15 protein-coding genes are annotated in these 16,111 nt (G+C 31.5%); 14 read left to right on the top strand and 1 reads right to left on the bottom strand.

The window, feature by feature from the left end; all coding sequences use genetic code 11:
- Window positions 1-64 precede the first annotated feature (64 nt).
- The 13 genes from K5V21_RS12055 (at window position 65) to K5V21_RS11995 (ending at window position 11,544) form a co-directional block, all read left to right on the top strand.
- Entirely contained in the window at window positions 65-1,729 is a 1,665-nt protein-coding gene (locus tag K5V21_RS12055; protein WP_221861451.1) for a propanediol/glycerol family dehydratase large subunit, read from the top strand.
- A gap of 20 nt (window positions 1,730-1,749) precedes the next feature.
- The gene (locus tag K5V21_RS12050; protein ID WP_204593711.1) at window positions 1,750-2,325 is read left to right on the top strand and encodes a propanediol/glycerol family dehydratase medium subunit; all 576 of its coding nucleotides are present in this window, start codon (window positions 1,750-1,752) and stop codon (window positions 2,323-2,325) included.
- Between the two features lie 19 nt (window positions 2,326-2,344).
- Window positions 2,345-2,764, top strand: coding sequence for a diol dehydratase small subunit (locus K5V21_RS12045; protein WP_204593712.1), 420 nt, complete (start codon window positions 2,345-2,347; stop codon window positions 2,762-2,764).
- Between the two features lie 25 nt (window positions 2,765-2,789).
- Window positions 2,790-4,622 carry a diol dehydratase reactivase subunit alpha gene (locus K5V21_RS12040; RefSeq protein WP_221861450.1) on the top strand — a complete coding sequence of 611 codons (1,833 nt, stop codon included), beginning with the start codon at window positions 2,790-2,792 and terminating at the stop codon, window positions 4,620-4,622.
- Window positions 4,623-4,627: 5 nt separating this feature from the next.
- The gene (locus tag K5V21_RS12035; RefSeq protein WP_245000710.1) at window positions 4,628-4,990 is read left to right on the top strand and encodes a glycerol dehydratase reactivase beta/small subunit family protein; all 363 of its coding nucleotides are present in this window, start codon (window positions 4,628-4,630) and stop codon (window positions 4,988-4,990) included.
- Between the two features lie 20 nt (window positions 4,991-5,010).
- The gene (locus K5V21_RS12030) at window positions 5,011-5,526 is read left to right on the top strand and encodes a cob(I)yrinic acid a,c-diamide adenosyltransferase (RefSeq protein WP_221861449.1); all 516 of its coding nucleotides are present in this window, start codon (window positions 5,011-5,013) and stop codon (window positions 5,524-5,526) included.
- A gap of 16 nt (window positions 5,527-5,542) precedes the next feature.
- Window positions 5,543-5,968 carry a GlcG/HbpS family heme-binding protein gene (locus K5V21_RS12025; protein ID WP_221861448.1) on the top strand — a complete coding sequence of 142 codons (426 nt, stop codon included), beginning with the start codon at window positions 5,543-5,545 and terminating at the stop codon, window positions 5,966-5,968.
- A 112-nt stretch (window positions 5,969-6,080) separates the two neighbouring features.
- Window positions 6,081-7,238, top strand: a complete 1,158-nt coding sequence (gene dhaT, locus K5V21_RS12020) for a 1,3-propanediol dehydrogenase (RefSeq protein ID WP_221861542.1) — start codon at window positions 6,081-6,083, stop codon at window positions 7,236-7,238.
- Between the two features lie 116 nt (window positions 7,239-7,354).
- Window positions 7,355-8,065 (top strand): MIP/aquaporin family protein, encoded by a 711-nt coding sequence (locus K5V21_RS12015; protein ID WP_245000709.1) that lies wholly within the window; start codon window positions 7,355-7,357, stop codon window positions 8,063-8,065.
- 177 nt (window positions 8,066-8,242) lie between these two features.
- Window positions 8,243-8,596 carry a DUF1292 domain-containing protein gene (locus tag K5V21_RS12010; protein WP_221861447.1) on the top strand — a complete coding sequence of 118 codons (354 nt, stop codon included), beginning with the start codon at window positions 8,243-8,245 and terminating at the stop codon, window positions 8,594-8,596.
- Window positions 8,597-8,706: 110 nt separating this feature from the next.
- Complete coding sequence (locus K5V21_RS12005; RefSeq protein WP_221861446.1) at window positions 8,707-9,528, top strand: PHP domain-containing protein; 822 nt, start codon at window positions 8,707-8,709, stop codon at window positions 9,526-9,528.
- Window positions 9,529-9,544: 16 nt separating this feature from the next.
- The gene (locus tag K5V21_RS12000) at window positions 9,545-10,738 is read left to right on the top strand and encodes a pyridoxal phosphate-dependent aminotransferase (RefSeq protein WP_221861445.1); all 1,194 of its coding nucleotides are present in this window, start codon (window positions 9,545-9,547) and stop codon (window positions 10,736-10,738) included.
- Window positions 10,739-10,905: 167 nt separating this feature from the next.
- Window positions 10,906-11,544, top strand: a complete 639-nt coding sequence (locus tag K5V21_RS11995) for an HAD family hydrolase (RefSeq protein WP_221861444.1) — start codon at window positions 10,906-10,908, stop codon at window positions 11,542-11,544.
- Window positions 11,545-11,684: 140 nt separating this feature from the next.
- On the opposite strand, the gene K5V21_RS11990 is transcribed toward K5V21_RS11995, so the two are convergent.
- Window positions 11,685-13,325 (bottom strand): putative manganese-dependent inorganic diphosphatase, encoded by a 1,641-nt coding sequence (locus tag K5V21_RS11990; protein WP_221861443.1) that lies wholly within the window; start codon window positions 13,323-13,325, stop codon window positions 11,685-11,687.
- A gap of 167 nt (window positions 13,326-13,492) precedes the next feature.
- Here K5V21_RS11990 and K5V21_RS11985 point away from each other — a divergent pair, with 167 nt between their 5' ends.
- Window positions 13,493-16,030, top strand: a complete 2,538-nt coding sequence (locus tag K5V21_RS11985) for a calcium-translocating P-type ATPase, PMCA-type (protein ID WP_245000715.1) — start codon at window positions 13,493-13,495, stop codon at window positions 16,028-16,030.
- Window positions 16,031-16,111: the final 81 nt, after the last annotated feature.

The raw sequence follows: 16,111 nt of genomic DNA, 5'->3' as shown, positions 1-16,111 counted from the left end.
GATAAAAAAATAACAATTAATAAAAATATCAAATATAAATTTATTTTAAGGGAGGAAACTTAAAGTGAAATCAAAAAGATTCGAGACTTTAGCAAAACGTCCTGTAAACCAAGATGGTCTTATTGGTGAATGGCCAGAAGAAGGTTTAATCGCAATGGAGAGTCCAAATGATCCTAAATCTTCTATAAAAATAGAAAACGGTGTAGTTATAGAATTAGACAGTAAAAAAAGAGAAGACTTTGATATGATAGACAAGTTCATAGCAGATTATGCAATTAATCTAGATTATGCAGAAGAAGCTATGAAATTAGATTCAGTAGAGATAGCAAAGAAATTAGTAGATATAAATGTAGGTAGAGATGAAATTGTTAAGATAACAACAGCAATAACTCCTGCAAAAGCAGTAGAAGTTATGTCACATATGAATGTTGTCGAAATGATGATGGCACTTCAAAAGATGAGAGCTAGAAAAACTCCATCAAATCAATGTCACGTAACAAATCTTAAAGATAATCCAGTACAAATTGCAGCAGATGCAGCAGAAGCTGGTATAAGAGGTTTCTCAGAACAAGAAACAACAGTAGGTATAGTTAGATATGCACCATTTAATGCATTAGCAATACTTATAGGTTCACAAGTAGGTAGACCAGGAGTTTTAACTCAATGTTCAGTTGAAGAAGCTACAGAGCTTGACCTTGGTATGAGAGGACTTACAAGTTATGCAGAAACAGTTTCAGTATACGGAACTGAATCAGTATTTACAGATGGAGATGATACTCCATGGTCAAAAGCATTCTTAGCATCAGCTTATGCTTCAAGAGGACTTAAGATGAGATATACATCAGGAACAGGTTCAGAAGCATTAATGGGTTATGCAGAAGGAAAATCAATGCTTTACTTAGAATCAAGATGTATTTACATAACTAAGGGAGCTGGAGTTCAAGGACTTCAAAATGGAGCAGTTAGTTGTATAGGGATGACTGGTGCAGTTCCATCAGGTATTAGAGCAGTTCTTGGAGAAAACTTAATAGCTGCAATGCTTGATATAGAAGTTGCTTCAGCTAATGACCAAACATTCTCACATTCAGATATAAGAAGAACAGCAAGAACATTAATGCAAATGCTTCCAGGAACAGACTTTATATTCTCAGGATATAGTGCAGTTCCAAACTATGACAACATGTTCGCTGGTTCAAACTTCGATGCAGAAGACTTTGATGATTACAATGTACTTCAAAGAGATTTAATGGTAGATGGCGGACTTAGACCAGTATCAGAAGAAGAAACAATAGCAATAAGAAATAAGGCTGCAAAAGCTATACAAGCAGTATTTAGAGAATTAGGATTCCCTAAAATAACTGATGAAGAAGTTGAAGCTGCAACTTATGCTCACGGAAGTAAAGATATGCCAGAAAGAAATGTAGTTGAAGATTTAAAAGCTGCAGAAGAAATGCTTAAGAAGAGAGTAACTGGATTAGATATAGTTAAAGCTTTAAGTGTTAATGGATTTGATGATGTTGCAAATAACATATTAAATATGCTTAAGCAAAGAGTTACAGGAGATTATCTTCAAACTTCAGCAATACTTGATAATGATTTTGAAGTTATAAGTGCTGTTAATGATGTAAATGACTATAAAGGACCTGGAACTGGATACAGACTTAGCAAAGAAAGATGGGAAGAAATTAAGAATATTCCTAATGTAATAAAGCCAGAAGATATAGAATAAGGTTCGGAGAGGTGAAGATAATGGAAAATACAACAAACAAATTTGTTATGCCAGAGCTTACTCTTACAGAAGTAGGTGAAGCTAAGGTTGGAACAAGAGCAGATGAGGTTGTAATTGGACTTGCACCAGCATTTGGAAAATTCCAACATAGAACATTAGTTAATGTAGAACACACAGATATACTAAGAGAAATTATTGCAGGTATAGAAGAAGAAGGATTACACGCAAGAGTTGTTAGAATAGTAAGAACTTCAGACGTTTCATTTATAGCAAATGATGCAGCTAAGCTTAGTGGATCAGGAATTGGAATCGGAATACAATCAAAAGGAACAACAGTTATACATCAAAAAGACTTACTTCCTTTAAATAACTTAGAGTTATTCCCACAAGCGCCACTATTAACTTTAGAAACATATAGATTAATAGGTAAAAATGCAGCTAAATATGCAAAGGGAGAGTCACCAACACCAGTTCCTACAAAGAACGACCAAATGGCTAGACCAAAATTCATGGCAATAGCAGCATTATTCCACATAAAAGAAACTAAACACGTAGAAGTTGGTGCAAAACCAATAGAGATAGAAGTTAAATTCTAATTTGTAAGGAGAAGATGTTATGAAGCAAAGAATGACACCTAAAGATTATCCTTTAGCAAGTAAAAGACCTGAGGATATAAAAACACCAACAGGAATGAATTTACAAGAGATAACTTTAGAAAATGTTTTAAATGGAAATGTTAAACCGGAAGACGTTAGAATATCACCTGAAACTTTAGAGATGCAAGCTCAAATAGCTGAAGGTATGAATAGACAAGCTATAGCTAGAAATCTTAGAAGAGCAGCTGAACTTATAAGTGTACCAGATGATAGAATTCTTGAAATATATAATGCATTAAGACCATATCGTTCAACTAAAGAAGATCTTTTAAAGATTGCAGATGAACTTGAAAATGTATATGGAGCAAAAGTAAATGCAGATTTCGTAAGAGAAGCTGTTGAAGTATATGAAAAGAGAAGCAAATTAAAACAAGATTAATTTACTCTTATGCAGGGAGGAAACAATGAAAATAATTGCAGGAGTTGACATTGGTAATGCTACTACGGAAGTAGCATTATCAAGAGTTAAAGATAAAAAGGTTGAATTTCTTTCAAGTGGAATAGTTCCTACAACAGGAATAAAAGGTACTGAAGAGAATATAGAAGGTGTTTTTGATTCACTTAAACAAGCACTTAAAAAAGTATCTTTAGAGCTTAAAGATTTAGATTTAGTTAGGATAAATGAAGCTGCACCAGTTATTGGTGATGTTGCAATGGAAACTATAACAGAAACTATAATAACTGAATCAACTATGATAGGACATAATCCTCAAACTCCAGGTGGAATTGGGATTGGTATAGGAAAAACAATATGTATAGAAGATTTAGAGAATATAGATTCAAAGGATCTAGATGATGATGATAAATTTATACCTCTTATATTAAGTAGAGTTAATTTCTTGGAAGCAGCGGCTAGAATAAATCATGCCACAAGAAGAGGAATTAATATTACTGCAGCAATAGTTCAAAGAGATGATGGAGTACTTATAAACAATAGATTAGACAAGAAAATACCTATAGTTGATGAAGTAATGCTTTTAGAAAAAGTTCCTGTAGGAATGAAGGCGGCAGTAGAAGTTGCAGCACAAGGAGATGTAGTTGAAAACTTAGCAAATCCATATGGAATAGCAACAGTATTTAATTTGTCATCAGAGGAAACTAAGATGATAGTACCTATATCTAGGGCACTTATTGGAAATAGATCAGCTGTAGTTATTAAAACTCCAAAGGGAGATGTTCAAGAAAAGAAAATCCCTGCTGGATGTATAAATATAGATGGTTTAAAACGTAAAGAAAGCGTTGATGTAGAACACGGAGCAGAAAAGATAATGGATGCTGTAAGATTATGCGTGCCAATACAAGATGTTAAGGGTGAAGCTGGAACTAATGCTGGTGGAATGCTTGAAAGAGTAAGACAGGTAATGGCAAATCTTACAAAACAAAAGATAAGTGACATAAAGATACAAGATTTATTAGCAGTAGATACTTTTATTCCTCAAAAGGTTAAAGGTGGTCTTGCAGAAGAATTTTCACTTGAAAATGCTGTAGGAATTGCAGCAATGGTTAAAGCTGATAAGCTTCAAATGCAGATGATTGCAGATAAACTTGAAAATGAACTAAAGGTTCCAGTAGAAGTTGGTGGAGTAGAGGCTGATATGGCAATACGTGGAGCACTTACAACTCCAGGAAGTAGTACACCACTTGCAATACTTGATATGGGAGCAGGTTCAACAGATGCTTCAATAATAAATAAGCAAGGGGAAATATCATCAATTCACTTAGCTGGTGCTGGAAATATGGTAACTATGCTTATAAAGTCTGAACTTGGACTTGAATCATTTAATTTAGCAGAAGATATTAAGAAATATCCTCTAGCTAAAGTAGAAAGCTTATTCCATATAAGACACGAAGATGGAACAGTTGAATTCTTTAAAGAACCTTTAGATCCATCAGTTTTTGCTAAGGTTGTAATAATAAAAGATGGAATGCTTGTGCCAATAGATGGGCAAACTTCTATAGAAAAGATAAGAAGTATAAGAAGAGGAGCAAAGGAGAAAGTCTTTGTAACTAACTGTTTAAGAGCGTTAACAATAGTTTCACCTACTGGAAATATAAGAGATATAGAATTTGTTGTACTAGTAGGAGGATCATCTTTAGACTTTGAAGTACCTCAATTAGTTACTGATTCTTTATCACAATACGGAGTTGTAGCTGGACGTGGAAATATTAGAGGAACAGAAGGTCCTAGAAACGCTGTTGCAACTGGACTTATACTAGCTTGTAATGGAATGGAGTAATTGTTATGGCAATGGTAATGAAAGCATACGAATATGAAATACCTTGTATATACTTATATCATTCATCTGCATTAGAAGATACATCAAGATTTGATGAAATATTATGGGGTATAGAAGAAGAAGGAATTCCTTATGATGTAAAAAGTTTAGAATGCAATAATTCAGAAGAACTTAGTCATCTAGGAGCTGTAAAATCTAAATTAGCAGTAGGAATTGGAGTTGATTCTGAAGGAAAGGTAACACTTGCCTTTAATAAATTATCTAAAGATCAACCATTATTTACAGCACATTTAGATAATGATCCTAATATTTTAAGAGATTTAGGTGCTAATGCAGGTAGATTAGTTAAGGGTATAGCCTTTAAATAAATTTTAAGGAGTAATAAGTTATGTATAAAATTTATACTAAAACTGGTGATAAAGGAACTACTGCACTACTTGGCGGAAGTAGGGTAGATAAAGATAGTTTAAGAGTAGAAGCTTACGGAACTATAGATGAAGTTATATCACTTTTAGGCCTTGCTTATGCTAAGTCAAACTCTAATGAATTAAAAGAAGAGATTAATGCTATACAAAAGAAATTATTCACTTTAGGTGGAGAACTTGCAAGTGATAGCAAGGGGCTTGGATACTTAAAAGAATTAGTAAATGAAGATGATATAAAAAATTTAGAATCCTTAACAGATAAATATATGGAAATTACAGGTCCTATAAGAGAATTTGTTATTCCAGGTAAAAATGAAGCTTCATCAGTTCTTCATGTAGCAAGAACTGTAGTTAGAAGAGCTGAGAGAAGAATAGCAACTCTTGCTAGAGAAGAAGAGATAAGAGAAGAAGTTAGAATATATGTAAATCGTCTATCAGATACTCTTTTTGCAATGGCAAGATTTGAAGAAGAAAAATAAGGGAGGATTTAATACTATGAAAAAATTAAATGAAGTTAAAGAATTAAGTTTAGAAATAGTAAAAGAAATGGCTAAAGCTGCAGAGAAAAAAGCAACTGAAATGAATGTTCCAGTTATATTTGCAGCAGTTGATAAAGGTGCTAACTTAATGTTAATGCACAGAATGGAAGATGCATTTATAACAAGTATAGATATAGCAATAAATAAAGCATATACAGCTGCATGCTTAAAGCAAGGAAGTCATGAAATTGCTGAATGCGTGCAACCAGGACAAAGCCTTTATGGACTACAACTTACTAACAATCAAAGAATAGTACCATTTGGCGGAGGATTCCCAATCATAGTTGACGGTCAAGTTGTTGGAGCTGTTGGTGTAAGTGGTGGAACTGTAGAAGAAGATATGGCTATAGCACAAGCTGCAGTAGACGCATTTAACAAATAATAAAGTACCGTATAAATTTAGTAAAAGCTAATCCAAATTTAAAATATTATTTATAATTTTAAATGTTAATCAAATATAATAACAAATCTAGGAGGAAAATGAAATGAGCGAAATGAGAATGTACGATTATTTAGTACCAAGTGTTAACTTTATGGGTGCAAATTCAATATCAGTAGTTGGAGAAAGATGTAAAATATTAGGCGGAAAGAAAGCTTTAATAGTTACAGATAAATTTTTAAGAAGCTTAAAAGGTGGAGCAGTTGAATTAACTGAAAAATACTTAAAAGAAGCAGGAATAGAAGTTGCTTACTATGATGGTGTTGAACCGAATCCAAAGGATACAAATGTTAAAGATGGATTAAAAGTATACCAAGATGAAAAGTGTGACATGATAATCACTGTTGGTGGAGGAAGCTCACACGACTGTGGTAAAGGAATAGGTATTGCAGCTACACATGAAGGAGATCTTTATGATTATGCTGGAATAGAAACTTTAACTAATGCATTACCACCAATCGTTGCAGTTAATACTACAGCAGGAACTGCAAGTGAAGTTACAAGACACTGTGTTATAACAAATACAAAAACTAAGGTTAAGTTCGTTATAGTTAGCTGGAGAAACCTACCATTAGTTTCAATCAATGACCCATTATTAATGGTTGGAAAGCCAGCAGGACTTACAGCTGCAACAGGAATGGATGCTTTAACTCATGCTGTAGAAGCATACGTATCAAAGGATGCTAACCCTGTAACAGATGCTGCTGCAATTCAAGCAATTAAATTAATATCAAACAATTTAAGACAAGCAGTTGCTTTAGGAACTAACTTAGAAGCTAGAGAAAACATGGCATACGGTTCATTATTAGCTGGTATGGCATTTAACAATGCTAACTTAGGATATGTGCATGCTATGGCTCACCAATTAGGTGGATTATACGATATGCCTCATGGAGTAGCAAACGCTATGCTTCTTCCACATGTTGAAAAGTACAACCTAATAGCTAACCCACAAAAATTTGCTGATATAGCAGAATTCATGGGAGAAAATATTGAAGGATTATCAGTTATGGATGCTGCTCAAAAAGCAATCGATGCAATGTTCAGATTATCAAGTGATGTAGGAATTCCTGCAAGACTTAGAGATATGGGCGTTAAAGAAGAAGATTTCGAATATATGGCTGAAATGGCATTAAAAGATGGTAATGCTTTCTCAAACCCAAGAAAAGGTAATGAAAAAGATATAGTTAACATATTTAAAGCTGCATTCTAATTTGTAATATATAATGTAACATTTATAATGGAAACTATTATATAAACAATATGGCCCCTTTAATAATTAAAGGGGCCTATATTATGAAAAGTTTTAAACCTAGGAGGAATTTACATATGGATATATCAACCTTTATGGCTGAATTAATAGGAACGGCACTTTTAGTTTTACTAGGTGATGGTGTCGTTGCAAACGTTGTACTTAAAAAATCAAAAGGATTTAGTTCTGGCTGGATGGTTATTGCATCAGGATGGGCCTTTGCAGTAGGAGTACCTGCATACATGTTTGGAAGTATAAGTGGAGCACACTTTAATCCAGCTGTAACTATAGCCTTTGCAGTTACAGGAAAATTCCCATGGAGTCAAGTACCAATGTATCTTATAGCTCAATTACTTGGAGCTTTTATAGGGGCAGCACTTGTACTTCTATCATATTACAATCATTTTGAAGCTACAGAAGATAAAGCTACTAAGCTTGGAGTATTTTGTACAGCTCCAGAAATAAGAAATACTAAATGGAACTTTGTTACAGAATTTATAGGAACGTTTGTATTAATGTTTGGTATTATCGGAATTACTGCACATCCATTTGCAGATGGACTTCAACCCCTTGCTATAGCTATTCTTATATGGGCTATTGGACTATGTTTAGGAGGTCCTACAGGATATGCAATTAATCCAATTAGAGATTTTGGACCAAGGCTTGCTCACTTTATATTACCTGTACCAGGCAAGGGTGGATCAGATTGGAGGTACGCTTGGATACCAGTTGTTGCTCCAATATTAGGTGCCATAGCAGGTGCTATTGCATATGGTGTTATATTTTAATAAAGTTTTATAAGTATATATTAAATTTAAAAGTGGCTAAAGCCACTTTTTTTGTTATATAATTTTAATTATATAAAATATAGAAAAGTTTTAAATTTAGCTTTTAATTTGTGGTAAATAAGGGTACAATTAAACTATAATGTTAAGTAAGACGCTTAAGTATAAGGAGGAATTGAAATGGATAAAGAATTAAATAAATGTGGATGTGGAAATCACGAACATAATGAAGGACATGAATGTTGCGGAGGACACGGACATGATCATGGACACGATCATGAATGTGGATGTGGAGAAGACCATCACGAACATTTTGTTGTAGATTTAGTAGATGATGAAGGAAATACTATATCATGCCCAATTATAGATGCTTTTGAATTTGAAGGAAATGAATATGTTTTAGCTAAAAACATGGAAGATGAATCAGTATATCTATTCAGAACTTCAGAAGAAAATGAAGAATTAGTAGTTCCTGAAGAAGATGAATTCGAAAGAGTTTCAACATACTACAACGAAACATTAGTAGAAGAATAGGAAATAAATAAAGAGAGTGGTGTTACCACTCTCTTTTGTGAATATATTAAAGTGTATCAATTTATAAAAAACATGGTATAGTCATTATTAGGTAAAGAAGGTGTAAGAATATGAAATATGCAGATTTACATATACATTCTACCTTTTCTGATGGCAAGCTAACACCAGAACAAATATTAGAGGATGCTTTAAAAAGAGGAATAAAATATATTTCTATAACAGATCATGACACAATAGATTCTCAATATATAACTAAAAAATCTAATAATGGGGTAATTGCAATACCTGGTATTGAACTAAGTAGTGAAATAGATGATTTTGAGATTCATATATTAGGGTATTTTATTGATGTAGATGATATTAAACTTAATGAAATAGTAAATTCTTTAAAAAAAGCAAGGGTTAGCAGAGTAAAATTGATAGTTGAAAAACTTAAAAATGAGGGGATAAACCTAAATCTTGAAGATATTATAAAGGGTAACTCTTCAATTGGTAGAGCTCATATTGCAAATGAAATTGTAAGATGTGGATATGAGGAGAATTTTAAGAGTGCATTTTCAAAGTATTTACTTAAAGGAAAACCAGCCTATGTAAGAGGAAAAAAGCTTACTTATAAGGAAGCTTTAAAAGCCATTAATGATTCAAAGGGTATTGCTGTACTTGCACATCCAGGTAAGATATATAAGAGTATGGCCATTGAAAAAATAATAAAAGAATTAAAGTGTTATGGATTAAAAGGAATTGAGGTATATCATCCAAGTCACACCAAGGAACAGATTAATTTACTTTATAATTTAAGTAAAAAGTATAAGCTTTTAATAGCTGGAGGAAGCGATTTTCATGATGAATCAAATAGAGAGATGAGTATAGGTTCTGAAGGTATAAATGAAGCGTTATTAAATAAATTAATTAATAATAGATGCAATAAGTAAAAGGGGCGAAAAGACAATGAAATTATCTAATAGAGCAATGAATATATCACCATCAATAACACTAGCAATTACTGCTAAAGCTAAAGAACTAAAAAATAGCGGTGTAGATGTAATTAGTTTTGGGGTTGGTGAACCAGATTTTAATACTCCTTCAAATATAATAGAAGAAGCACATAAAGCTATGGTGGAAGGAAAAACAAAATATACAGAAGTAGCTGGAGTTAAAGATCTTAGAGAAGAGATTTGTAGAAAGCTTAAAAAAGATAATAACTTAGATTATTCTATAGATCAAATAATTGTTTCAAATGGAGCAAAGCAGTGTTTAGCTAATGCTTTTATGGCAATATTAAATGAAGGTGATGAGGTAGTAGTTCCTAGACCTTACTGGGTAAGCTATCCAGAACTAATTAAGCTAGCAGGTGGAGTTCCTGTATATGCAGACTCTAGGGAAGAAGAGAATTTCAAGTATACAATTAAAGCTTTAGAGGCAAAAGTAACAGATAAAACAAAGGCTATAATAATAAATAGTCCTAATAATCCAACTGGTACAATTTATAGAAAAGAAGAACTTTTAGAACTTGCGAAATTTTGTGAAGATCATGATATAATAATAATTTCAGATGAAATATATGAAAAGTTAATATATGATGGGGAAGAACATATAAGTATAGCATCATTAACTAAATATTCTTATGAAAATACTATTGTAATAAATGGGTTATCAAAATCATCAGCAATGACTGGCTGGAGAATTGGTTATGCAGCTGCAAGAAAAGAAATCGTAAAGTTAATGACTAGTATACAAAGTCATATGACTTCTAATATAAACTCTATGTCACAATATGCAGCAGTTGAAGCATTAAGAAATTCAGAAGAAAGTCTAAAGGCTATGGTAAAAGAGTTTAATAAGAGAAGACTATATATGATAGAGCGACTAAATCATATTAAAGATATTAAATATATTGTTCCAAAGGGTGCATTTTATGTAATGATAGACGTAAGTAATTTTTATGGAAAGAAGATAAATGGCACATTAATTCAAGACTCTCTAAGTTTTTCAAAAGAATTATTAGAGGAAGAAAAGGTTGCAGTGGTTCCAGGCATTGGATTTGGAGTTGATAATTATATAAGATTATCTTATGCAACTTCAAAAGGAAATATAGAAGAGGGAATAAATAGAATAGAAAAATTTCTTCAAAAATTAAGTTAATAAAGAGATGATTAGCCTCAAGGGTTAATCATCTTTCTTTTTTATGAAAAAAGTTATTAAAATTACAAATATGATAGAAATAATAGTAGATTAAATTTAATAATGATAGAAATTTATAGTAAAAATATTATATAATATATATGATGACGTTATATTTGGAGGAAATTATGATAAGATTAGCAATGTTTGACGTAGATTTTACTATAACAAAAAAAGAAACACTTATGCAATTTTTTAAATATATGATACATAAAGATAAAAAGAATTTAAGGTTTTTACCAAGAGCTATTTTTTCAGGAGTTATGTATGGTGTTGGAGTTTATGATGAAAAAAGAGTTAAGGAAGCATTCTTAAAGTTTATAGATGGTATTGATGAAAAAGACTTAGCTATATTAGTAAAAGATTTTTATAAAGATGTTTTGAGTAATATTTTATATGATGATGCTATAAAGATGATGAGAGATTTAAAAAAACAAGGCTATAAAATATATTTAATATCAGCATCACCTGAATTTTACTTAAATGAATTCTATCAATATAAGGAAGTAGATAAGATAATAGGAACTAAGTTTAAGTTTAAGGATAAGAAATTCATTAGAGAGATGGATGGATGTAATTGTAAGGGTGAAGAAAAAGTTAAAAGACTAATGGAAGAATTAAAAAAAGACAATATAGAGGTGGATTTTAAAGATTCATATATGTTTTCAGATTCTTTATCAGACAAACCATTACTTGATTTAGTAGGACATCCATATTTAATAAATTTTAAAAAGCAAAATGATATAGAAATACTTAAGTGGAAATAATTATAAAGCTAATTTAAATAACTACTTAGGTATTTTATTAGCTTTAAGATAACAATGAAGTCAGCAAGTAGATATTAATAAGTTGGTATATAAATAATGAATCTAAAAATAAGCCGTGCTAATTAGCACGGCTTAATATTTTACTTACTCATAACTGAATGTGTAAGTGGTGGTATAACTTGTTTCTTTCTTGAAAGAACTCCTGGTAAAAATGCCATTGAATCTTCAAGTTGAATTCCAAATGCTTTTTCAACTATTTCAGGTTTCTTTCCAGCTACAAGTATTTGTGAACCTTCGTTTAATATGTCAGTTAATAATAACATAACCATATCAAAGTTAGCTTCTTCAGCTTTTTTATTCATATATTGTAACATTTCATCTTTTAAAGGCATAAATCCTTCAATATCCATTGTATTAACTTGAGCAACACCTATTTTAATATCACCCATAGTAAATGGTTTGAAATCTTGATTGAATATTTGTTCAACTGTTTTACCTTGTAAAGATGTACCAGCTTTAAACATTTCTTTAGCAAATTTTTCTATATTAATACCAGCTATTTCAGCAAGTTTATTACAGATATATTTGTCTTGTTCTGTGCAAGTTGGGCTTCTGAATAATAGTGTATCAGAAATTATTGCACCACATAATAAACCAGCAATCTCCTTTGAAGGTCTAATTCCATTTTCGAAGTAGCATTTTGCAACGATTGAAGATGTACTTCCTATTGGCTCATTTCTAAAGAAGATTGGATTGTTTGTTTGAATATCAGCAACTCTGTGGTGATCTATTATTTCAAGAACTTCTGCTTCTTCAAGCCCAGGAACTGATTGAGCTCTTTCATTATGGTCAACTTGAATAACTTTTTTCTTGAAGTTTGAAATTAAGTGGTATCTTGAAATTGTTCCAATAACCTTTCCATCTATATCAATAACAGGATAGCTTCTGTATCTAGTTTCAAGCATTGTTCCTTTAACATCTTCAACTAGATCATCAGTAGAGAATGATACTAAATCATCCTTAATCATAACAAATCTTACAGGAATACTCTGTATGATAAGTCTTGATGTTGTAAATGAATCATGTGGAGTTGATATTACAGTGATACCAGCTTCTTTAGCCTTATCTAATAGTTCATCATTTAATACAGTTGAACCAGTTAAAATCATTAAAGAAACTTTTTCATTTATAACTTCTTCTTGTATTTCAGGTCTGTCACCAAGAATTACTATATCACCTTCTTCAACATGCTCTTTCATTGAATCAGGTTGCATAGCAGCAACACATATTTTACCAGGGAAAGTTTTAGTATTTTCATTTACATAAAAAGCTTTCGCTGATAATGTATCGATTATATTATCGATAGTTGTTTCACTTTTACTTAGAATTTTATTATCCCATATATCCATATATGATGATGTTAAGTTAGAAACTGATAAAATTCCTATAAGATGATCATTTGCATCACCAACAGGTATAGTTTTAACGTTCTTATCTCTCATTATATTCCAAGCCATTTTTAAAGATATATCAGATGATATAGGGCTGATGTTATCTATCTTTAAATCTTCAACTTTTAATTTTACTGTCTCTAAAAACTCAGGTGCTTCAACATTGAAGTAATCTAAAATGAATTGAGTTTCTCTACTAACGTTTCCTAATCTAACTGGAACAGCTGGTATTTCACCTACTTTATTTTTAAATGCAGCATATGAAATAGCAGCACAGATTGAATCTGAATCTGGATTTCTGTGTCCAGTAACATATATTACGTTTTTCAAAGACATTACCTCCTTTATCTTATGAAATTACAGTATAATTGTACGACCTAAATAAAAAAATGTAAAGTAAGTTATAGCAAAACTTTTCATAAGTTAACAACTTTTAAATATATATATATAAGAATGCTTAAAAAGGAGGAATTATTAAGGTGATACAGGAACAAAATATGATTCCAGGACTTACAACGAAAGAGGCAGAAAAAAGGATGAAAAGTTTTGGTTTAAATGAGCTTGAACATAAGAGCAAAGCATCTCCAGTTAAGATTTTTTTATCACAGTTTAATGATTTTATGGTATGGGTATTAATAGGCGCTACTATAATATCAGGATTTATGGGAGATACTGCAGATGCAATAACTATACTTATTATAGTTATAGTGAATGCATTTTTAGGGTTCTTTCAAGAGTTTAAAACTGAAAAATCCTTAGAAGCTTTAAAGGATATGGCAGCACCAACCTGTAAGGTATATAGAGATGGAAGGATAAGCGTAATAAACTCAAAACACCTTACAATAGGGGACATTGTTATATTAGAGGCTGGAGATAGGATACCAGCAGATGGAGAGTTTTTAGAAGCTTCTGGAGTTGTTGTGGATGAATCTCTTTTAACAGGAGAGTCTGTTGGAGTAAACAAAGATGCTAACAAAGGACATAATTCTGGTTTCATGGGTACAAATCTTTTAAAGGGTAAAGGACTCTTTAAAGTTATAGAAATTGGTATGAAAACTGAAATGGGTAAGATTGCAAATCTTCTACAAAATATTGAAGAAGAAAAATCACCACTTAAAGAAAAGTTAGATTCACTTGGAAAAATACTAGTAATACTATGTTTAATCATATGTGTTGTAGTTACAGTATTAGGTATTTTAAGAGGGAATGAAGCTGGTGAGATGTTTATGCTAGGTGTTTCTTTAGCAGTAGCAGCAATTCCAGAAGGACTAGCTGCTATAGTAACAGTTGCATTAGCACTTGGGGTTTCTAAAATGTTAAAGAGGAATGCATTAGTTAGGAAGCTTCCAGCAGTTGAAACTTTGGGATGTACTTCTGTAATTTGTTCTGATAAAACAGGAACGTTAACACAAAATAAGATGACAGTTAGAGAAGTTTATATTAATGGTAAAATAGTAGAATTACAAAAGGAAAATATTAATAATGTAAAAGGAATAGAAAAATTAAAGAGTTCTTTAGTACACTGTAATGATTGTCAGTTAGATAAAAAGAGTAAAAAATTAGATAAAGCATTATTTGGAGATCCAACTGAAACTGCATTAGTTAGAATGTTTTTTGATAAGGTTTCAGATGTTAAAGACTTTACTAATAAAGTTGAAAGAGTATTTGATATACCATTTGATTCAACTAGAAAAATGATGTCTGTAATAGTAAAAGAAAACGATAGAGAAATATGTTATATAAAAGGTGCTCCAGAGAGAATAATTGAAAAGAGTAATTATATATATGAAGATGGAATTGTAAAGCCTTTAACTTATCAAAAGAAAAAGCTAATAAGTAATTCATTAGAGGCGATGTCTTCAAGGGCATTAAGATGTATTGGAGCTGCATACAAGGTTGATGGATTAGTAAAAAATGAAAAGCTTGAAAATGATTTAATATTCATAGGTCTTGCAGGAAGTATAGATCCACCAAGAGCGGAAGCAAGAGATGCTGTATTAAAATGTAAGCTTGCTGGAATAAAGCCAGTAATGATTACAGGAGATCATAAAAATACTGCCCTTGCAATTGCAAAATCTTTAAACATATGTAAGAATGAAGAGCAAGTTTTAACTGGAAAAGAAATTGAAGCTATGACAGATAAGGAACTTTACAATAAGGTAAATAATATACGAGTATTTGCAAGGGTATCTCCTAATCATAAATTAAGAATTGTCAAGGCATTTAAATCAAGAGGCAATATAGTTGCAATGACCGGAGATGGAGTTAATGATGCTCCAGCAATTAAAGAAGCTGATATTGGAATATCAATGGGTATATCAGGGACTGATGTAACAAAGGAAGCTTCATCAATGATATTAATGGATGATAATTTTAATACAATTGTAGCTGCTGTAGAAGAGGGCAGAGTTATATATGATAATATAAGGAAATTTATAAGATATCTTTTATCATGTAATCTAGGGGAAGTTTTAACAATGTTTTTAGCTACATTATTTATGCTACCGAATCCTCTTACTCCAATACAAATATTATTTGTAAATTTAGCAACAGATGGACTTCCAGCAATAGCTTTAGGTGTAGATCCAGCGGATAATGACATAATGAGACAACAACCTAGAGAGAAGAAAGAAGGGATATTTGCAAGAGGACTTACAGAGAAGATTCTTATAAGAGGTACTTTAATTGGGATATGCACATTACTTTCATTTATGGTAGGAAGATATTATAGAATGGATCTTGAGACATGTAGAACAATAGCTCTTTCAACACTTATAATGTCACAATTATTCCATGTATTTGAATGTAGATCAGAAAGACATTCAATATTTGAAATTAAATTATTTACTAACCCGTATTTAGTTGGAGCAGTTACTATTTCTATATCAATGCTTCTCGCAATATTATATGTACCATTTTTAAGAGGTATATTCCATACAGTGCCTTTAATGATAAATCATTGGGCAATAGTAGCATTCTTCTCAGGAGTAATAGCGTTTATAAATAGTGTATATTTATTTATAAAAACAAAATAAAGTATTAAAGGGGGCTGGGTAATTTCAGTCCCTTTTTAATTAGAAAAAATCTTAGTATTAGGATATAATTAAAATAAAATA

Origin of the sequence: Clostridium sardiniense (genome assembly GCF_019753795.1) — a bacterium.
Taxonomy (GTDB): domain Bacteria; phylum Bacillota; class Clostridia; order Clostridiales; family Clostridiaceae; genus Clostridium; species Clostridium sardiniense.
This window is presented reverse-complemented; position numbering and strand designations above follow the sequence as displayed.